This window comes from Massilimicrobiota sp. An134 (assembly GCF_002160815.1).
Taxonomy (GTDB): Bacteria; Bacillota_I; Bacilli_A; order Erysipelotrichales; family Coprobacillaceae; genus Allocoprobacillus; species Allocoprobacillus merdigallinarum.
On sequence record NZ_NFLH01000020.1, the window covers coordinates 17,094 to 38,772 of the forward strand.

At 33.4% G+C, this 21,679-nt stretch carries 21 protein-coding genes; 3 read left to right on the forward strand and 18 right to left on the reverse strand.

All coding sequences use genetic code 11. From position 1 onward, the window contains the following. Window positions 1–10: 10 nt before the first annotated feature. From pstA to B5E79_RS08770, 6 genes are all read right to left on the reverse strand, one after another. A complete protein-coding gene (pstA, locus tag B5E79_RS08745) occupies window positions 11–874 on the reverse strand; it encodes a phosphate ABC transporter permease PstA (RefSeq protein WP_087297715.1) in 864 nt (287 codons plus the stop codon). Further along, on the reverse strand, window positions 864–1,799 hold the full coding sequence (gene pstC / locus B5E79_RS08750; RefSeq protein ID WP_087297716.1) for a phosphate ABC transporter permease subunit PstC: 936 nt from the start codon (window positions 1,797–1,799) through the stop codon (window positions 864–866). The genes pstA and pstC overlap by 11 nt, the downstream gene beginning before the upstream one ends. A 249-nt stretch (window positions 1,800–2,048) precedes the next feature. Beyond that, the gene (locus tag B5E79_RS08755) at window positions 2,049–2,894 is read right to left on the reverse strand and encodes a phosphate ABC transporter substrate-binding protein (RefSeq protein WP_087297717.1); all 846 of its coding nucleotides are present in this window, start codon (window positions 2,892–2,894) and stop codon (window positions 2,049–2,051) included. A 126-nt stretch (window positions 2,895–3,020) separates the two neighbouring features. Next, window positions 3,021–4,673 carry an FAD-dependent oxidoreductase gene (locus B5E79_RS08760; protein ID WP_087297718.1) on the reverse strand — a complete coding sequence of 551 codons (1,653 nt, stop codon included), beginning with the start codon at window positions 4,671–4,673 and terminating at the stop codon, window positions 3,021–3,023. Window positions 4,674–4,778: 105 nt separating this feature from the next. Further along, entirely contained in the window at window positions 4,779–5,459 is a 681-nt protein-coding gene (locus tag B5E79_RS08765; protein WP_087297719.1) for a fructose-6-phosphate aldolase, read from the reverse strand. A gap of 10 nt (window positions 5,460–5,469) precedes the next feature. Further along, complete coding sequence (locus tag B5E79_RS08770) at window positions 5,470–7,881, reverse strand: glycyl radical protein (protein ID WP_087297720.1); 2,412 nt, start codon at window positions 7,879–7,881, stop codon at window positions 5,470–5,472. A gap of 180 nt (window positions 7,882–8,061) precedes the next feature. Here B5E79_RS08770 and B5E79_RS08775 point away from each other — a divergent pair, with 180 nt between their 5' ends. Further along, entirely contained in the window at window positions 8,062–8,958 is an 897-nt protein-coding gene (locus tag B5E79_RS08775) for a glycyl-radical enzyme activating protein (RefSeq protein WP_087297721.1), read from the forward strand. Between the two features lie 17 nt (window positions 8,959–8,975). Here B5E79_RS08775 and B5E79_RS08780 read toward each other — a convergent pair whose 3' ends face one another. The 7 genes from B5E79_RS08780 to B5E79_RS08805 form a co-directional block, all read right to left on the reverse strand. Next, window positions 8,976–9,722, reverse strand: coding sequence for a DeoR/GlpR family DNA-binding transcription regulator (locus tag B5E79_RS08780; protein WP_087297736.1), 747 nt, complete (start codon window positions 9,720–9,722; stop codon window positions 8,976–8,978). 495 nt (window positions 9,723–10,217) lie between these two features. Continuing rightward, on the reverse strand, window positions 10,218–10,583 hold the full coding sequence (locus B5E79_RS08785; RefSeq protein ID WP_087297722.1) for a heavy-metal-associated domain-containing protein: 366 nt from the start codon (window positions 10,581–10,583) through the stop codon (window positions 10,218–10,220). After that, window positions 10,576–10,734, reverse strand: a complete 159-nt coding sequence (locus B5E79_RS13580) for a hypothetical protein (RefSeq protein ID WP_164483499.1) — start codon at window positions 10,732–10,734, stop codon at window positions 10,576–10,578. Before B5E79_RS13580 ends, B5E79_RS08785 begins: the two co-directional genes overlap by 8 nt. Beyond that, window positions 10,735–10,929: a FeoB-associated Cys-rich membrane protein gene (locus tag B5E79_RS08790; protein ID WP_087297723.1), complete on the reverse strand. Its 195-nt coding sequence runs from the start codon at window positions 10,927–10,929 to the stop codon at window positions 10,735–10,737. Window positions 10,930–10,985: 56 nt separating this feature from the next. Then, a complete protein-coding gene (gene feoB, locus B5E79_RS08795) occupies window positions 10,986–13,166 on the reverse strand; it encodes a ferrous iron transport protein B (RefSeq protein WP_087297724.1) in 2,181 nt (726 codons plus the stop codon). Window positions 13,167–13,181: 15 nt separating this feature from the next. After that, complete coding sequence (locus B5E79_RS08800) at window positions 13,182–13,400, reverse strand: FeoA family protein (protein ID WP_087244908.1); 219 nt, start codon at window positions 13,398–13,400, stop codon at window positions 13,182–13,184. Window positions 13,401–13,435: 35 nt separating this feature from the next. Next, window positions 13,436–13,648: a FeoA family protein gene (locus tag B5E79_RS08805; RefSeq protein ID WP_204209694.1), complete on the reverse strand. Its 213-nt coding sequence runs from the start codon at window positions 13,646–13,648 to the stop codon at window positions 13,436–13,438. A 492-nt stretch (window positions 13,649–14,140) separates the two neighbouring features. Between B5E79_RS08805 and B5E79_RS13930 the strand changes: the two genes are divergently transcribed. Further along, entirely contained in the window at window positions 14,141–14,272 is a 132-nt protein-coding gene (locus B5E79_RS13930) for a hypothetical protein (RefSeq protein WP_255374760.1), read from the forward strand. 2 nt (window positions 14,273–14,274) lie between these two features. Next, window positions 14,275–14,976: a DUF1835 domain-containing protein gene (locus B5E79_RS08810; protein ID WP_158095490.1), complete on the forward strand. Its 702-nt coding sequence runs from the start codon at window positions 14,275–14,277 to the stop codon at window positions 14,974–14,976. A gap of 47 nt (window positions 14,977–15,023) precedes the next feature. Here the strand turns inward: B5E79_RS08810 and B5E79_RS08815 are convergent, their stop codons facing one another. The 5 genes from B5E79_RS08815 to B5E79_RS08835 form a co-directional block, all read right to left on the reverse strand. Beyond that, window positions 15,024–16,766 carry an ABC transporter ATP-binding protein gene (locus B5E79_RS08815; protein WP_087297726.1) on the reverse strand — a complete coding sequence of 581 codons (1,743 nt, stop codon included), beginning with the start codon at window positions 16,764–16,766 and terminating at the stop codon, window positions 15,024–15,026. Next, complete coding sequence (locus B5E79_RS08820) at window positions 16,767–18,569, reverse strand: ABC transporter ATP-binding protein (RefSeq protein WP_087297727.1); 1,803 nt, start codon at window positions 18,567–18,569, stop codon at window positions 16,767–16,769. It lies immediately after the preceding gene. Window positions 18,570–18,650: 81 nt separating this feature from the next. Then, entirely contained in the window at window positions 18,651–19,271 is a 621-nt protein-coding gene (locus B5E79_RS08825) for a TetR/AcrR family transcriptional regulator (RefSeq protein ID WP_087244880.1), read from the reverse strand. Between the two features lie 189 nt (window positions 19,272–19,460). Continuing rightward, window positions 19,461–20,423: a putative periplasmic lipoprotein gene (locus B5E79_RS08830; RefSeq protein ID WP_087297728.1), complete on the reverse strand. Its 963-nt coding sequence runs from the start codon at window positions 20,421–20,423 to the stop codon at window positions 19,461–19,463. A gap of 103 nt (window positions 20,424–20,526) precedes the next feature. Then, complete coding sequence (locus B5E79_RS08835) at window positions 20,527–21,678, reverse strand: phosphoglycerate dehydrogenase (RefSeq protein WP_087297729.1); 1,152 nt, start codon at window positions 21,676–21,678, stop codon at window positions 20,527–20,529. Window position 21,679: the final 1 nt, after the last annotated feature.

A 21,679-nucleotide genomic window follows, 5' to 3' on the forward strand; every position in this document is an offset into this window, starting at 1 on the left:
TTAACCTTCCTTAATCAATTTTATTGACATCAAATCTTTTAGAAATCCATTTTGCTAAGAAATTCAATACTAACACAACAACAATTAAAATTAATGCAATGACAAAGGCAACCTCATAATTCGCTTTTGCCATTTCTAGATAAAGTTGAATTGTTAAAGTTCCACCACTTGAGAATAAGTGTTCAAATAACCCTCTAGGTAATGTTGCTAAACTTCCTGCAGTGAATAGTAATGCAGCTGATTCAGCAACAATTCTTCCCATTGCCAAAATGATACCTGTTAAAATTCCAGGAATCGCACTTGGTAATAAAACTGTACGAATCATATACCATTTTGTCGCTCCAATTCCTAGTGCTGCTTCACGATAACTTTTTGGTACTGCCTGCAAGGCAACCTGTGTATTTCTAGAAATGATTGGTAAAATCATAATAGCTAATGTTAAGGCTCCTGTTAAAATAGAATAACCTAATTTTAATAAATTTCCAAAAAACAACATACCGAATAAACCATAAATAATAGATGGAATACCAGCTAAAACTTCAGTTGTAAATGAAATGATTTCAACAAATTTCTTATTTGTTGCATATTCATTTAAGTAGATTGCTCCCCCAATACTAATAGGACCAGCGATCAATAATGTCACAACAATCATATAAACTGTATTAATAATATTAGGTAAAATCCCTACTGTATCCTTTAATACACTTGTTGTATTGACAAGATATCCAAAATTGAAGCTTGGAATACCTCTTATTAATATATAACCAATAATAACGATCAATAGACCAACAGAAATGAAAGTGGATAATTGAATAAGAAAACTTAAGACTTTATCACTTAATCTACTTTTTTTATCAAAAATACTATTTTCCATCTTCTCCACCTCGTTTTAAAATAAATGTTAATATCAAGTTAATTGCTAAAATAAAGATAAATAATACCAAACCAATTGTAAACAATACTTCACGATGTGTTCCTGAAGCATATCCCATTTCAGAAACGATACCAGTTGTTAAGAAACGAACTGAATTGAATGGTAATGGGAAATTGACTGAGTTCCCTGCCACAAGCAAGATAGCCATAGCTTCACCAATCGCACGACCAACTCCTAAAACAATCGCTGACATAATCCCATTTTTAGCAGCTGGTAAAACAACTTTAAAAATTGTCTGCATTTGACTTGCACCTAGCGCCAAAGAACTTTTACGATAATCATCTGGTACTGATTTTAATGATGTTTCCGTAATATTAATTAAAGTTGGTAAAATCATAATGGCCAAAACCAAAATAGCTGAAATCAAATTGGCTCCACCTGTAAATTGATGTGTTTTTGATCCAGCAAAAATAGCCAGCTCCAATTGATACATTAATGGATTGATAATTAATATTCCTAAAAGTCCATAGACGACTGATGGAATCCCTGCTAACAATTCAACTGCTGATTTTACAATATTTCTCACTTTTGGATTAGCAATTTCAGCTAAGTTGACAGCTGTTAAAATCCCAATAGGAACTCCTATCAAAATCGCAAAGATTACCCCAACAATTGATGTTAAGATTATATTAAGAATTCCATAATGTGGATCAGCCGCAGTTGGTGCCCATACATTGCTGAATAAAATTTCAGTTAATCCAACTTTAAAAATAGCTGGCGTTCCTGAAACAAACATATACGCTGTAATCCCAACAACAGCTACAATAGAAACAACAGCACAACAAGTAAAAATAATAGACGCTATTTTTTCTACCATTGATTTTGTTTTTCTATTTGCAATAATAGATATCATCTTCTTTTCCATATTTAACCCCTTCTTTTATATATAGCTCCACAAATCAATGCTAGTTTATATCTTTTCATGTAAAAGAAATAGCAATATTTTGTATAAAAAATGTTAAGATTATGTAAAATATTTAAATTTCTATGTATTTAATCCATGATTTTTGATGTTTTTTTACATTTGTTTCTTTACTTTTTCTTTACAAACAGTATAACTTTAAAATTTATTTTTATACAAAAAAAGAGGCATAACCCTATGCCCCTTAAAAGACTATTTTGCTGAAACTAAACCAACAGATGAGATAACTTCTTGTCCTGCATCACTATTAATGAATTCAAATACAGCTTGAACTTGTGCTGATTGTTCACTGATTTCACCTTTAGTTGCCATAACGAATGGTCTTTGTAAAGTATATGAACCATCTTTTACTGTTTCTTCACTTGGTGCAACACCATCTAATTGTAATGCTTTAACTTTATCATTTAATGCATCTAATGAAATATATCCAATTGCTCCTGGTGTAGATTGTACAGCTGCAGCAACTGCTCCAGTTTCATTTAATGTTTGAGCTAATTGACATTGATCAGCGATATCTAAGATTTCTTCAAATGCATCTCTTGTTCCTGAACCACTTTCACGTCCAATAACAACGATATTTTGGTCAGCTCCACCAACTTCGCTCCAGTTAGTAATTTTTCCAGTGTAAATATCTTTTAATTGTTGAGTTGTTAAATTTGTAGCTGTGTTCGCTGTATCAGTAACAACTGCGATACCATCTAAAGCAACAATGTTTTCTACTAAACCACCTGCTTTTTCTTCATCAGTTAAAGCTCTTGATACATCTCCAATATCAGCAGTTCCATTTGTTACTGCTTCAACCCCAGCACTTGAACCTGTAAATTGTGGTTCTAATTGTAAATTTGGATAAGTTTCTACAATACCTTCTTTTAATCCATTAACAAGTTTTTCCATTGATGTTGAACCATTTAAAGCAACAGTTCCACTCACATCTCCACTTCCTGAAGCAGCCGCATCGCTACCTCCATCATTATTTCCGCATCCTACCAAGCTAAAGCTTAATACACATGCTAATAATAAAGCTCCGAATTTTTTCATATTTTAACCCTTCCTTTTTATCATTTATCATTCGTCTTTATTGACAAACATAGTGTATATCTTTTTAAATGGTGGAAAAATCATATTTTTGTATAAAATTTGTTAAGATTATGTAAAAGCACATGATTATTGGAAGCAATAATCCAAATAAAATCCTAAGCCTCCGCTTAACACATAAACTTTCTGATATCCTCTTTGCATCAGAATTCTAGCACAATTATAAGCTCTGACTCCAACTGCACAATATATCACAACGGTCTGTTTTGGATCTATTTCCTGATAACGATGAATCAATTCACCGTATGGAATATGATAAGATCCTTCAATATATCCAGCTTTTCTTTCATCGTTTTCTCTGACATCCAATGTGATGACATGATCTTTGATTTGTTGATATTCATCAGGCAGCATCAACTGTATATAACCATTTTGCATATTCTCAGCGACATATCCTACCATATTGATTGCATCCTTAGCCGAAGCAAACGGTGGAGCATAAGCGATATGAAGATCTTTTAAATCCGTTACTTTCCCATGATAATGAATAGCTGTGGAAATCACATCAATACGTTTATCAACACCTTCATAACCTATAACCTGTGCTCCTAATATGTTCTGTTCAAGGTCATAGATCACCTTTATTGTCAGTGGCTTGGCTCCAGGATAGTATCCCGCATGGGATTTTTGTTGGATAATAACCACTTCATAATCTTGATGTCTATGTAAATCTTGAGCCTGTAATTGTTTTTCATTGAAGCCGGTGCTTGCTGCGGCCATCTCAAAAACTTTAATAATACTACTTCCTAATGATCCTAGATATTTTTGAGGATGCCCTGCCAGATTATCTGCCAGAATTCGACCTTCTTTGTTAGCCGGACCTGCTAAAGGTATCATTGTTTTTTGATGATGAATATAATGTTCAACTTCAATCACATCTCCAACTGCATAGATATCTGGAATATTTGTTTTTAAATATTCATCTACAACAATACCACCTCTTGCATTACAGTCAATTCCAGCTTTTTTAGCTATTTCACTTTGTGGCTTTACACCGACTGAAAGAATGACCAAATCATAACTTTTTGTAAAAGAGTTCGTTTTGACTTGTATTTTGGATTGATGATCTTCAAAAGCTAATAATTCTGTATTCAAATATAAATGAATACCTTTTCGATTTAAATATTTATGTATGGGCTGAACCATCTCAAAATCTAAATTATTTAAGATTTGTGGTCCTTTTTCTATAACATCAACATCTACATTCAATTCTTTTAAATTTTCAGCTGTTTCAATCCCTACAAAGCCTCCACCAATAATACATGCTGTGTGAATATTTTCCAGTTCCACTTTTTGGCGTATTTTTTCAAAATCATCAATTGTCCATAATTGTTGAATATCAGGATGATCAATTCCAGGAATCGGCAATTGAATAGGCGATGATCCTGTCGCAATAACCAGCTGATCATAATTTTCTTCATAAGTTTCTCCTGTCATATGATTATAAACGGAGATACTCTTGTTTTCAGGATGAATCGCTGTGACTTCACTCGCCACTCTGACATCAATCTGAAAACGATCATAAAATAACTGTGGTGTCATCAACAGTAAATCATCTTTACCTTGAATTTCACCAGACACATAATAAGGCAATCCACAATTGGCATAAGATACATAATTTCCCTTTTCAAAAACAATCATTTCTACATCTTTATTTAATCTTCTCAGTCTGGCAGCTGTTGTGGCTCCAGCAGCTACACCTCCAATAATTAAAACTTTCATTATCTTCACCTTCCTATTTTTATTGTAAAGAACTTTTGATATAAAGTAAAATAACGTGCATTAAAAAAGGCATTTTATGAGTTTTTCATAAAATACCTGACGACTCTATAAATCACATATTCCTTTGCCTTCTCCGTACATGCTATACCAGTCGGCATTGAAATCATCTACTGCTTTTTCTATGCTTGGATTCTTGAAAATCTGTTTCAAGATCTCTACTGGTGCTGTAATGGACTGCGCTCCATAATTGAAGGCTTCTCTAATCTGTTGCACTCCCTTGAATGATGCTGCGACTATCTTTGTATCATATCCATCCATGACAATACGATTTGATAATTCATTGATGAGCTCCATTGGATTTGCTCCTAGATTCCCAATTCTATTGACATATGGTGCAATATAGTCTGCCCCTGCTGCCAGTGCCATATAAGCCTGCATCAAATCATAGACAGCTGTCGCTGTGACATGAATGTTTTCTTCCTTCAACATCTTAATCGCTTTGATTCCTTCATAAGATACGGGTACTTTGATATAGACCTGTCTGTCTATTTCTTCAAGGATTCTATGTGCTTCCTTGACCATGCTTTGACAATCCTTAGAAATCACCTGAATATGAAGACTTCTATCCTTTCCAATAATATCTCTGATTGCTCGCATATGTGCAAAGAAATCCTCTGGGCTTGTCTTCTTGACAATAGAAGGATTGCTTGTGACACCTACGATAGGCATATAAGAAACGGCTTCCTTAATTTCTTCTAAATCAACTGTATCAATAATAAATTCCATAATCTTCTCCCTATAAACTTTGTTCTGTTCTTCCAATAATATCATCTTGTGTTGCTTTTGATAACACATTAAAGAAAGCTGAATATCCTGCCACTCGCACAATTAAATCCTTATGCTTTTCTGGATGTTTTTGAGCATCAATTAAAGTTTCTTTAGACACAACATTATATTGGACATGATATCCTTCTAATCTATTAAAGAATGTCTTCATCAACATTTCCAGTTTCTGTTTATTTTCTTCTGTTGATAACATCTGTGGTGTTACTTTCTGATTCAATAAAACACCACCCGTAATTTCATGAGTTGGTAATTTGGACACAGATTTAAAGACCGCTGTTGGACCACTTTTATCACAACTATGTGCTGGTGAACATCCTTCTGCCAATGGTGTATGAGCATGTCTACCATCTGGTGTTGCCATCGTTCCAAATCCCTGCCCTACATTAGCGGAAATAGAGGATGTTCCAGCATAACGAATACCTCCAATTGGCCCTCTGCCATAACGCGTATTTGGATACTTTTTCATTTCATCAATATAAGATGCATAGGCATCAACGACCAACTGATCCACTTCATCATTATCATTACCATATTTAGGCGCTTCTTCAATCAACATTCTTTGAATTCTTTGACTTTCTTCACTTTGAAAATCATCAACTAAAGCATCCCATAATTGTTGTTGAGTGATTTTCTTTTCATCAAAGACAAGTTTCTTAATTGCTGCCAGACTATCAGCCATATTCGCAATACCTACCTGCAATCCTGAAATGAAATCATAGACAGCTCCACCTTCTTTAATTGTCTTTCCACGACCAATACAATCTTCAGTAAGGGCTGAACATAAAACATCAGGAACATCTTTTTCAGAAGCTAAATCAATTGCATTTTCAACAATCACACTCATACGTGTTAATTCTCTGACTACCTGATCCCATACTTGCATCAATTCTTCATAAGATTTCATTTCTGTAAAATAACCACATTCTTTTACAAAACGTTTTCCAGAAGTCATATCCACCCCATTATTCATCGCAATCAATAAAATTCTTGGGAAATTCATATAACTCATACCTGTACAACGATAACCCCATTTTCCTGGCACTGCTGTTTCCACGCAACCAATTGCAGAATAGTTATAAGCATCTTCTTCTTTGACACCTTTTTCAATAAATGAAGGAATAATCACTTCATCATTATTAAAGGCTGGCATACCAGTTCCTAATTTCATCACTTCAATAGCTTCATCAAAAAATTCCTGATTGATATGAGCATGGTATCTCACCGTTAAGTTTGGCTGAGGCAATCTTGTTTGTGCCACTGACTTCAAAACTAAGAAAGATAATTGATTCACGGCATCTTTTTGATCTGTTGTCTGTCCTCCAATTGTCACATTTTGATACATTGGGCTTCCAGCACTTGAAAATGTATGAGCCTGACTACGGACTTTATTGATTGTGAGAGTCTTAATCCATAAATTTGTTAGTAATTCAACTGCTTCATCTTCTGTGATAATATTGTTATCTAAATCATGTTTTAAATAAGGATACATATATTGATCAAAGCGACCATATGATAATGAATGTCCATTAGATTCAATCTGTAAAATCAATTGAATAAACCATACTGATTGAATCGCTTCATGAAATGTTTGAGCTGGCTGATAAGGCACTTTGTCACAAATACGACTGATTTCCAATAATTCTTCTTTTCTTTTTCCTGTTTCTTTTTCAGCTTTTTCTTTTGCTAGAACACTAAAACGCTTTGCAAATGTTTTGACTGCTTCAATAACAATCAATACTGCATTATAAAATTGATATTTATTAAGATTTTCAGGAACACATAAATCCAAATGATTTTTGATATCTAAAACTCTGTCTTCATAACCCTTTAAACCGATTTCTAAGACTTTTTGATATTCAACAGCCAAATGAGCATCTCCTGAATTCAGTTTCCCTTCCATACCAAAAAATCCTGTTTCCATAAAAACACTGACTTCTTCAGGAAGTAAAGCTTCACCTTTAGCTCTTAGATTATTATTTTCCCAAAATGGCGCAATAGAGCGTAAAGCTTCTTTTGTTTCTTCTGTAATATAAAAGACATCTCCATCACGTTTTTCAAACGTATCTAATTCATCCATAACAAACTTCATTGTATACTCAGGAAAGATCGGTGCATCTTTATTTGATGAAGCCTGATTTCCTACAATTAAAGTTTCATCTTCAATATAAATAGACATTTTTTCCAATATTTTTTTTAACATATAGGCACGTTTCATGACAGGTGTCTGATTCTTATATTTCTCATAAGCTTCTGTCACAAGCAATGCACGCTGAGCATCAATATAAGGTTTCTTATCCAATACAGCTTCTCTAAAATGATTCATACGTGGTGTTAAATCACCAAAATGTTCAACATTCTTCATTTTTCTTCTCCTTTTTATTTCATTTGAAAGTTTTATGTGTTTCATTTTCAAATATATCTTAACATATATCTAATTAAAGTCAATATTTATTTGAATAAAAACATATTATATTTCATTTGTAACTTATTTATTTACTATTTAAAACATTTGTGATAACATATAATCAAAAGGAGAATGACTATGACAAAAGGTATCATTTTTAATATTCAAAAATTTAGTATTCATGATGGCCCTGGTATCCGTACAACAGTCTTTTTAAAAGGTTGTCCATTAAGATGTGAGTGGTGTTCTAATCCGGAATCACAAAATGAAAATATACAGATTCTATGTCATCACGACACATGTTTACATTGTTGCCATTGTGTAAAAACTTGTCCTCAACAAGCAATCTCATTTCAGGATGGATATATCCATGTTCATTTTGATCAATGTATTGGTTGTTTACAATGTGTTCAGCAATGTCCTTCACATTCTTTATCATGTGAAGGAGAGTATCAGGACATTGATGAAATTGTTCGTATCTGCAAACAGGATCTTCCTTTTTATGAAGAATCTCAAGGTGGCGTGACGATTTCTGGTGGTGAAGGTATGGGACAACCCCAATTCGTTGAAGCACTCATTCAGGCATTAAAAAAAGAACATATCCATACTGCAATTGAAACGACAGGATATGTTCCAGAAGAAACATTTCAACATTTAGCCCCACAGTTTGACCTTTTATTATTCGATGTCAAGCACTACGACAGTCAACAACATTTCTTAAAAACTGGCGTTCATAATGAACTGATTATAAAAAACTTAACCTGGGCTTTTCAACAGGGTATAGATATATTACCACGTATCCCTGTCATTCCTGATTTCAATTATTCTTTAGAAGATGCAAGAGGACTTGCTGGAATGTTACATAAGATTGGATTAAAACGTGTGCAACTCTTGCCTTTCCATCAATTTGGTGAAAAAAAATATGACATGTTGAATAAAGAATATACCTATAAAAATCAAAAAGCCCTCCATAATGAGGACTTAAAAGATTATCAGCAAATTTTTATTGATGAAGGTTTAGATTGTTTTATTTAGGAGCATTGCTCCTTTTATTATACCTTTTTGACAATCACATTTTGACTTTGTAAATATTCTTCACTTTCTTGAGGAATCATTCCATCTGTAACAACACAATAGACATCTTGTGTGGGCAATAAATTAACCAAACCTACTTGTTGAAACTTAGAAGACTCTGTCACAACAATCACATGAGCAGCCTGACGAGCCATATCTCGCACTGTTTCACTACGCATATAATCATTTCCAGTAAATCCCGTATTTCTTGAAAAACCATCTGTACCAATAAAAAACTTATCAACAAAGAACGCTTCAACGCAACGTCTTGTCATTGGACCTACAACAACCTGTGCTTCTTTTTGATATTCTCCGCCAAGTAAAATCAGTTTGACTTGAGAATATTGACGAATGTAATCAGCAATAAAAGAAGAATTCGTAATAATTGTAACATCTTTTTTTGTTGAAGCAATTTCTTGAGCCAGTAAGGCACAACAGGAACCAGATTCAATCATAATTGTTTCACCATCTTCAATCATCTGACAAGCTGATTTGGCTAATTGTTGTTTAATATCATAATGATAGGCTAATCTATTATTCATATCATCCTGTCCATTCAGCGTCGCAAAGCCATGTTCTCTAACAATCAATCCTTTTTTCTCTAACATATCCAAATCTTTACGTATTGTCACTTGTGACACACCAAGATTTTGAGATAATTCTGTAACATCCACTTTATTCTTTTCAGTTAATAACTCCAATATTTTTGTATGACGCAATTCCATTTTCTTCATATTCATCACCTTAACATTTAGATTATCACATTCAACTTTCAAACGCAACTTTATATACCAAAGAAAAAAAGTAATCCGAAGATTACTTTTTATCATACACAAAATGTGTCTGTTAAAGGATAGAATATATCATAGTTACAAGTATGTCTAGATCTAATCTGGCTTTTTAATCTAAAATGACGATGAATAGGAGTATGAGGGCAACTATTTCTATCATTCATATCCTCTTTTATTCTTTATATATCTTTACACGCTTAGATATATCGGTTAGGATTTGCTAACTTTTAGATATTATTAATAGTTAGCTTTAACTAACTCTATAATCAGTATACTATATATAATAAATTTGTCAATAGTTTATATGATTTTTTAATCAATAAATTCATTGTTTTCCTTGTTGATTCAGCTATCAAAACATATTAAAAAAGATGTTATAAAACATATCATCTATAACATCTCTTGATTACGATCATCTTCGACACTTTTCTATGAACAACTTATTGATTGAATATGATAACCAGCACTTTTTACAGCCTGATATAGCTCATTATCATTGATTTCTCGATCATAGAAAATCGTCGCTGTCTGTGATTGAAGATCAACCTTTGCACTAACTCCATCAATCTTATTTATAGCATCCATGACCTGTTTGGCACAGTGATCACAATGCATTCCTTCAATTTTTAATAATTTCTTCCCAATAACAGGTGAAGTCAATTTCTTTTCTTGCATATCTAAACTTTCATGATTTCCACCACAACATGCTCCTTCACCTTTAAAGTGTCTGATACTTCCTTTTAATGCAAATCCTAATAAGACAATCACAATAATGATAATAATGGCATCAACCATGACGATCCCTTCTTTCCTGGAACTTTAAATCACGACGCTTATGAAACCACTTCTTTATTCGTTGAAATCCTAGAAAGGCTAACATTCCTATAATATAAACACCAATCACAATGATGAACATATAAAACATTGAACCTGTTGAATTACCCATCTATAATTTCCTTTCTTTTTTCATTTTATCAGCAAAATATGTTTCTTTTAAATGACTCAAATCTCCACACCCACTACATCCATCACATATTCCATGACAATCATTTTGTGCTCCATTTTTCTTTTGACGATGTCGCTGAAAAATGACAAATCCACAATATCCTATTATCAATATAAGCACAATTATATCTGCCATTTTTTTCAACTCCTTTGATATGTCAAAACTGGACACCAAGGTATCCAGTTATTTGATTATGAATTCACTTGAACTGATCTTCTTGAATAAACTTTTTGATTTTTATATGGATCAGGTCTAAACAATAAGAATAATATCACAGCTGCTAAGACAAATGCAATAGCAGTCCAGATTCCAAAGGCTCCTCCCATCAGGAATGTTCCAATCTGATAAATACATAAACATACAACATAAGCGAAGACATTTTGGAAAATGATGGCAAACCAGAACCATTTACGAGATTGCATCTGTTGAGCCATAGTTGCAATAGCCGCAAGACATGGTGAATCTAATAAGTTGAAAATCAAGAATGATAAAGCAGATAAAGTTGTAGGGAACCATGCTTGGACACCTTGAGCAACATTGACTGCATCTTCGACATCTCCAGCAACATTCGCCAATAATCCCATTGTTGAAACAATCGCTTCTTTCGCTGTAAATCCTGAAAGCGAAGCAGCCACTGCCTGCCAGCTTCCAAATCCAAGTGGTGCAAAGATTGGAGCAATCAATCCACCAATCATTGCTAATAAACTATCGCCACTCTCTACTAGTCCAAATTGTCCATCTACAAATCCATATGCACCTAAGAACCACATCACAACACAAGCTAAGAACAAGATTGTTCCAGCTTTAATAATAAATCCTTTTAATCTTTCCCATACATGTAATAAAACTGTTTTGGCAGATGGAATATGATATTGTGGTAATTCCATAACAAATGGTGCAGGTTTTCCAGAGAATGGTTTTGTTTTCTTCAAAATAATAGCAGCAACCAATACGGCAACAATTCCCATAAAGTACATCATTGGCGCAACAAATGAACTTTCTGTATATCCAGCTGCTTCTCCTGCAATCACACCACCCATCAGTGCAATAACAGGAAGCTTCGCACCACATGGAATGAAAGTGGCTGTCATGATTGTTAAACGACGATCATTATCCTGTTCAATTGTTTTAGAAGCCATGATTCCTGGAATACCACATCCTGAAGAAATTAATAATGGAATAAAGCTCTTTCCAGATAATCCAAAATGTCTAAACACACGATCCATCACAAATGCAATACGAACCATGTATCCACAATCTTCTAAAATGGATAGGAATAAGAATAAAATAGCCATCTGTGGTACGAAACCAAGTACAGCTCCTAAACCACCAATAATTCCATCGACAACAAGTCCCTGAACAACTTCTCCAGTTCCAATACTTGTCAAGAAAGATCCAACAGCATCCTGAATCGCTACAACAAAGACATCATTTGTCCAATCTGTCACCCAAGTTCCTACTGTTGTGACAGATACATAATAAACAATAAACATCACAGCAATAAAGATAGGAATACCTAAAATACGATTTGTTACAATTTTATCAATTTTATCTGATACTGTTAATTTTTCTCCACCTTTTTTTACAGTTGTAGAAATAATTTTTTGAATAAATTGATAACGTTCATCAGTGACAATACTTTCCATATCATCATCATGTTTCTTTTCCAATGCTTCACGTTGTTGATCAATAAGAGTTTTATTCTGAATTTGATTTCCAATACTTTCAACAACTTTACTATCATTTTCCAATAATTTAACAGCGTACCATCTCTTTTTACCTTCACTCATAGAAACAGGAAGCAATTTTTCAACTTCTGCAATAGCTTTTTCCAATTCAGAAGAGAAGATATCTTTTGGTAAAGCCACTTCTTTTTTACGCGCAACTTTAATTGCTTCATCCATTAAATCATTTAACCCTGTCTGTTTTAAAGCTGATGTTTCAATAATTGGACAATTCAATAACATTGAAAGACGTTTTGTATCAATCTTAATATTTCTTTTTTTCAATAAATCAGCCATATTTAAAGCAATCACAACCGGTACCCCAGTTTCAATCAATTGTGTTGTTAAATATAAGTTTCTTTCAATATTTGTAGCATCAACCAAATTAATAATAACAGCTGGATTTTCATTTAAAATATAATCACGGCTGACCACTTCTTCTAATGTATATGGTGAAAGAGAATAAATACCAGGTAAGTCGGTAATAATGATATCTTCATCTTTTCTCTTCCCTTTTAATTTTCCTTCTTTTTTCTCTACTGTAACACCAGGCCAGTTTCCAACATATTGGTTCGCTCCAGTAAGAGCATTGAACATTGTTGTCTTTCCACAGTTAGGGTTACCAGCAAGAGCAATTTTCATATTCATAATCCAATACCCCCTCTATTTCACTTGGACACACTGCGCATCCATTTTTCTTACAGATAATTCATATCCTCTGACTGTAATTTCTACAGGATCACCTAATGGTGCAACTTTTCTAATATATAGACTCGTTCCTTTAGTGATTCCCATATCCATGATGCGTCGTTTATAAGCACTGTCCCCTTCTATTTTTGTAACAGTGACTGTACTTCCAACTTTCGCTTCACTTAAATTCATCATCATCTCTCCTCCCTTTTCAAACACCCTAAAAGCTATACCATGATATGACGTGCCATATCTTTGTTAATGGCAATTCTAGAATCTTTAATATTGACAATGACATTACCTTCAATGGCAGATAAAACAGTAATTTCACTTCCAGCAACGAAACCAAGATTTTCCAAAAAACGCCTTGTTTCTTCATTGCCACCTATTCTGCGAATTGTATTCACTTCTCCAACACCAGCTAATGTTAATGGCATCATAATCATCCCTTCTTTATATTAGTGTATGCTAACTCTTTGTTAAAAATATAAGTTAGACTTTACTAACCACATCATTAGAATACTCTTATTTCCTATCATTGTCAATATTCAAAAGCAAAAAAGTAGCTATTTTCATGTATTCATGTATAATAATTTTTTTAGTTAACTTGATTTCAATTATCATTATATTCATTGAAAACCTCATTAAACATGCATTTTGTGATAAAATACTCTTATATGATCATTTTGTTATTCTTATTTCGACATTAAAATGTAATATATTACATCAGTATTTCATATCATTTATTAATATAATGTTCAACTATTTAGTATTCTAAATCACACACCCTCATCTTTTATAAACCCAAATATTCTATTTTATAAGTATTTAGAAGATTATAAAGCAAGAAAAAAATAGAGTTGACCATGACTAACTCATAATATATGATAATATTGTAAAAGCTTTTACACCATATTTAGGAGGAAAATTTTATGAGAACAAACAAATTTACAAAAGGGCATAAAATCAAATGTACATTAGATTATACAGTGTCTTTAGTTAGTGGTCGTGTCCTTAATGGTGGACATATTACCAATACTGAACATGTCACAATTGTAAGATGATTATGTTAGAATTATGTTTTGATATCAATACATATCATATTTTGAAAATTCTTCAAGCTGAAAATGTTATTGATTCTTTTCATCGGATTATATATTTATATGATGATTTATCCATTGGTTCTTTGAATGTTAAAAATCTAGAAGAACGTATAACTTCATTACAAAAGTTAAAAGTCAATTATGATTTTCATAGGATGATTCAAAATTATAAAGACATATTATCACAACTCAAAAATCATCAGCAAATCAGAATATGGACTTCATCTTATGCCCATGAAAAAATAGGATTTTACATGATATGCTATATCTTATGTCAATTAAAACTTTATGATAAACAGATATATTTATGTCAATCTGCCAAACTTCATAACAACAAATATGCAACGATGTTTTTAACTGCACCTGATGATTTTGTAACCTTGATGAAAAAAGCTGAAATCATAGACCCAAGTCAATATATCAAATTTGCTGAAAAATTGATTCAAGAAAATACACCATTAAGATTGAAAATCAATAACGAAATCGTTTCAGAACAAATTGATTATTTTGATAATATGATTCTATCATACAAAAAACAGTGCCCAAATATATCTGATCAAGATTTATGCAGTCACATATTATTTGATTATCATAAACAAAATGATGCATTGATAAGAGATGATATGATATTGAATAGAATAAAATATTTGAAAAACAATCACTAGTCAAAAAGTCCTCACATAGTCAAATCAACTATATGAGGACTTTTTTATTAATCAATTTGCCATTGAGCACTCTCATTTTGTAAATCAAGCATATGACGATAGAGTCCATTTTGCTTATATAATTGTTCTGGACTTCCTTCTTCTTTCACTTTTCCATCTTCTAAAACAATGATTTTATCTGCAGATTGAACAGTTCGCATACGATGTGCAATAACCAAGACAGTTTTTTTGGCTAATAGTCTTGATAAAGCTTCTTGAATCTTTGTTTCATTTTCAACATCAAGACTAGCAGTTGCCTCATCTAATAAAATGATAGGTGCATCTTTTAAAAGTGCTCTTGCAATTGAAATTCTTTGTCTTTCTCCTCCAGATAGTTTTGCACCATTTTCACCAATAAGGGTGTCATAACCATTTGGTAGTTTTTGAACAAATTCATCACAATTTGCCGCTTTTGCAGCTTGATATACTTCTTCGTCCGTTGCGTTTCTTTTTCCCAGACGAATATTTTCTTTAATGCTGTCATCAAATAAAACAACGTCTTGAAATACCATGGAATAGTCACTCAACAAAACTTCAGGATCAACTTCATTTATGTCAACACCACCAACTGTTATCTTCCCCTTTTGAACATCAAATAGACGTGCAGCTAGTTTAGCACAGGTACTTTTACCAGAACCAGACGGTCCAACTAAAGCCGTCACTTCACCTTCCTTTGCTGTAAAACTGACATCTTTTAAAACATCTTGTAGATCATAGGCAAAGGAAACATGATGAAACTCAATGTTATGTCCTTTTGGTTCAAAGGTTTCTTTTCCTGATGCAACAGGTGTATCATAAATTTCCATCATACGATTGGCTGATACCTGTGATACAAACATCTCTGCAATTAATGCTAAACTTTGGTCAAATGGTGCATAAATTCTTGTAATAACCAACAAAAACATAAACAGTATCATGAAGTCAACTTGCCCTTGAACAATCAAATGTGCTCCAACCAAAATTGTCGTTGCTACACCTAAACGCATGATAACACTTGCAGCATTCACAAATATACCCGCCACAAGTTCTCCTTTTACCATTACCTTTTCATGCTCATCAATTTTTTGATATAGACCTCGAAGATAAGTCTTTTCTTGATTTGTAGCTCTAATTTCTCTAACATTTTCTAATGTTTCCTGGATTCCATCAGATACCTTAATTGCAGCTTGTTTAAGTTTTTCAGAGGCTTTTGAAGTCCATTTGCGTGAACCAAACAAAAGTCCAAATGCGACAGGTACACCCCAAAGACAGGCTATCGCTAAACGCCAATCATAAATAAATAGGAAAACAGCAATAATACCAGTTGAAATATAAGATCCATACAAATAACCTAAAACATGTGACCAGACATGTTCCATACGATTGACATCTCCCATGATTGTTTCTGTTAAATCAGCAATATCCTTTTTATTAAAATATCCTAAAGGTAATTGACGAAGTTTTTCAGCCAATGCAATTCTAGTAGCTTTTACTTCCCCATAAACAAGTCCATAAGTGGCTGTATACTGTTGAAGATGCGTTACAAATGATAAGAATACAAATACAACTAATAAAATAAAAATTGTTATTGTATTCATTTCTGTTTGATTACCAATAAAAACTGCCATCAAATCTTTCATCAGTAAATACAATACACTGACACCACCCATAACAACAATATTTACTACGACTGTCCAAAATGTTCCCTTTTTGACATTCTGAACGCCTTTCTCTGTTAAGGCATATTTTCGCTTAAATTCTTTTCCAAACATCTACGCTGCCTCCTTTCCACTTGTGATTTTCCATTTCACTGCTTGATTATAATCAGTCCACATCTTATGATATAGACCATTTTTATCTAATAATTCTTTATGAGTACCTTCTTCAATTATATGTCCCTCTTCTAAAACAATAATTTTATCCGCATTGACAATAGTTGATAAACGATGAGCAATCATGATAACTGTTCGATCATTGCATAAAACACTAAGAGCTTTTTGAATTAAAACTTCATTCTCAGGATCAGCAAATGCAGTAGCCTCATCCAATACCACGATTGGAGCATTCTTTAAAATGGCACGAGCTAAAGCGATACGTTGCTGTTCCCCTCCAGAGAGATAAGTACCTTCACTTCCAATGATCGTATGGACACCGTTCGGTAGTTTATCAATAATATCCTTACATCTTGCAGCCTTTAATGCATGCATAACATCATCATCTGAGGCGTTAGGATTAGCAATTTTAACATTTTCCAAAATTGATGTTTTAAAAAGCTTTGTATTTTGGAAAACAAAAGCAACCTGATCCATGAGAACATGCTGGTCAATTTCTTTAACATTAACATGACCTACCTCAACTACACCCTCGCTTACATCCCAGAATCGTGGAATCAAACTGGCAGCCGTTGTTTTACCACCTCCTGAGGGACCAACAAGTGCAACAGTTTGACCTGGTTCAACTCTAAAGGATATATGTGATAACGCAGGTGTCCTTGAGCCTTCATAGGTAAAACTGACATCTTTGAAAATCACGCTATTATCTTCTGGCATTTTTGGATGAATACATTTTTCAAGTGTTGGTGCTTTCATTACTAAATCAATACGGCTTAGTGCTGTACTTGCCAGCATAATGCCTGATGATGCAAACATAATCTTTGCCAATGCAGTCGAAATGATAGCAGAAAAAACAGCATAGAATACGAAATTTATGACAAGATTGCTGAAGTTCCCATCATGTAATGTACTTGGAACTAGAAAAATGACAAGTGGTACTAAAAAGATAAAGGCGCCTTCAGTAAATGTCAGGTTAATTGATTGGGGAACACGACAAACTTCTCCCTGATAATATTCAGCCTTATTGCTATATTCTTCAATTGCTTTTTTAAAAGTCTTAAATGAATAAACTGTCTGTTGAAAAATCTTAACAACCGGAACACCTCTGACATACTCTGTTCCTGCTTTTGTCATTCTATCCTGTGCAGCCTGATATTCTTCCATCAGTTTAGCATTTTTACCTCCCATCATGGAAAACATAGCAACGATGGATATAACCGCTGATAATAGACAAGCCGCTCCCATACGCCAATCAAATACAAACATTAAGATGACCATACCAGCAAATAACACGATTGTTCCAATGATATCCGCCAAATTGTGTGCCAAAAGCGTTTCCGTATCATTAGCAGCACTATCAAGTCTTCCTCTAATAAGTCCCGAAGCATTATTATCAAAATAACCAAGAGGTGCTTTCATGATATGATTCATCCCAATTTTTCGAATATTCTCCGCAGTTCTAAAAGCTGCCAAATGGGTACATAACAAACCAATAAAATAAAGCACAATCCCCAGCATAGCAAAGCCAAAAGCAATCCATCCATAGGTTTGGACATTTTGAACTTTGCTGAAATTTGGCATTGCTACAATCAAATCTCTCACAACAAGCCAAATACAAACATATGGCACAATACTACAAAACATCGAAATTGCTGACAAAGCAAGACCAACAAAAGTCAATGCTTTATAGTTTCCAGCATAAGCTAATAAAATTGATATTGTTCTCTTTTTCTTATCTTTCATCTTATCCCTCCTGTATCAACGCTCACTGTCGTTAGCATAAGCTAACTGTAGAGGTAAAAAATTGCAGGTTGCTGCATTCATTTATTTTTCTTCCATTAATGCTAACCAACCAGCAGTATAAAATGCTCGAAGTTGTCCTACATCACGCATAGCTTGATTTTTGGGAATATCATGAATAACAACTTCAAAGATTCCTCCAAACATGCCACTTGCAATAATATGACATAAAGTCCTGTCAAGTCTAGGTACCTTATGTCCCAATTCTCTAAGAACATCTATATATTTAAGCGTATATTCCACTTCAACCTCAACAATGTTATGAACAAAATTTTCATAACTTGTACCTTCTGCCTTTAATAATAAAAGTTTGAACGGTTCACGATGATCACAGATATAATCAACCATCCAGTCTACACATGCGCTCGATTCGATTCCCATATGTGAAGGTTGTTCATCTTTTGGCAAATCAGCAAATTGGAGTTGTGCTTGCATGAAATGGGCCATCAAAGCCTGTGCATGAGGTTCGACAATCGAAGCGAACAAAGCCTCCTTACTAGAAAAATACCCGTAAAATGCCCCTGTTGTCACCCCGGCATGTTTAACAATTTGGCGTAAAGAAGCTCCTCTAAATCCTTTTTCCAAAAACTCATCAATAGCCGCCTGTTGAATTTTATTCAGTGTCAAATTTGATGTATCTTGCATTTCTACCTCCATATGTAACAGTGTTATATAACACTGTTATGATACACCTATATTCTTCTTTTTGTCAAGGAAAAATAAAAACACGTCCCTGTTCATCTCTTATTTGACAAACCAGAATTGACTAAAAATCTATTATTGATGTTCATGAAAAGACTTGAAAATTCTCCACTTTCAAGTCTATACGCTTCTTTAATTTTGGGACTGATAAATTTCAAATACATCTCCTTCTACAAATAATGTCATTGTCCCCTCTGTATCAGCCTGAGTTTTTAAAATAGGCATAGCCAAATAAAGCGTTCTTGTTTGTCCAGCTAATATACTGCCACTTTCTGAAATTGATTGATGATCCTCACTCTCTAAAATAATTTGAGAATGAATGATTTCATCATTCATTTGATATTCACAATAAATATACTCTGCAGGATCTATATCCAGGGATGATTGATTTTGAATTTCTAATGACAACACAACAAAAATCTGGTCTTCACGATCGGTAGGATGATAACTATAAAAGAATCCTTTTTGTGATGGCTCAATACGTTCACTTTCCTGGCAATCTAATATGGTGATTTGTGAATTGGAACAGTTTATCACATCACCAATAGACTTCACTTGATTATCTTCCTGTACTTCTTCTAAAGAAAAAGTATATTGATAATCTTTTTGGTTCATAACTTGAAGAGCTAGCTGTGCCTGTTGTTTCGTATTATTTTTGGCGACTTCACAATAAAGATGTATATAGCGTTCTTCTTGTGGTTTTAAAGTATCTGTGGTACTCATTTGTGTATAATGGATTGATTCTATAGCCAACTGAACATCATGTTTTTCATTATTGAATTCAATGTTTCCACTATATAAATCTGATAACTCATACTCATTTTCTGATAAATTATGAGTTCTCACGATAATATCAATAAATATATGTTGATTATCCGCTGGCTTTAAATATTGATATGTTCTATTTTTATTAGCAGGTGCAATCTCATCGGTCAATGACGTTTTTATCATTTCAAATTCCAACCGATTATCAATTGTATAAACCTCTGTCATTTCCAGCTCTGTTTGTGTTGGTGTCACTTTTGTTTCCGTCGATTTTGGAGAAGAGCACCCTGATAGCATGAAAGCTACCAGCAAAATGATTATTTTCTTCATAAATATCAGTCCCCTTTGACAATATTTTACCATAAATGAATCTTTTAGCGAAAAAAATAATCTCTTCTATAAATAAAAGGCTAAGTCAAAATTTGATTTAGCCTTATTTAATCACTCTTACTCTAATAACATTTTCTAAAGTTTCTAATTCTTCTAACCCTGCAATATCTTGTGTATCAATCATTGTATAAGCATACTCACCCTTGGCTTTATTGACCATATTTTCAATATTGATATGTTTATTCGCAAGAATTGTCGCAAATTGAGCTAACATATTAGGAACATTTTTATGAATTAAACAAATACGATATTGTGTTGTGCGTGGTTCTTTCACTGAAGGAAGATTCACAGAATTTGTAATATTTCCATTTTCTAAATAATCCATCATTTCTCTAACAGCCATGATTGCACAATTATCTTCTGATTCAGGTGTAGACGCACCTAAATGAGGCATCACAATCACATCTTTTTGATCAATGATATCTTCTGTCGCAAAGTCTGTTATATATTTTTTGATTTTTCCCTGAGCAATTCCATCTAGAATATCCTGAGAGTTCACCAAATCTGCTCTAGCAAAGTTCAGAATACGAACTCCATCTTTCATTTTTTGAATACTTTCTTGATTGATCATTCCTTTTGTTTCTGGCGTGCTTGGTGCATGCAATGTAATATAATCACATTCAGTGAAAATCGTATCAACATTTTGAGCATTTTTGACCCATTTACTCATACCCCATGCTGCATCTACTGAAATATATGGATCATATCCATAGACTTCCATACCTAACTTAATCGCTGCATTCGCCACACTCACACCAATAGCCCCTAGACCAATAATTCCTAATTTCTTACCATCAATCTCAGGACCAACAAACTGACTTTTCCCCTTTTCTACCAGTTTTCCAACATTTTCCTGTCCTTTTAAAGTTTTGACCCAGTCAATGCCTTCAACAATCTGTCGTGAAGATAAAAACAAGGCACATAAAACCAGTTCCTTAACAGCATTCGCATTTGCGCCTGGTGTATTAAAAACAACAACACCCTGTTCACTGCATTTTTCAATAGGAATATTGTTGACACCTGCTCCTGCACGCGCAATAGCTTTTAATGATTGTGGAAACTTATAATCATGTAACGTAGCAGAACGAACAAGAATTCCATCTTCATCCTTCTGATCTTCTCCAACAAGATAATCCTGATTAAATAACGCTGTCCCTACTGAAGAAATTTTATTCATTAATTTGATTTTATACATT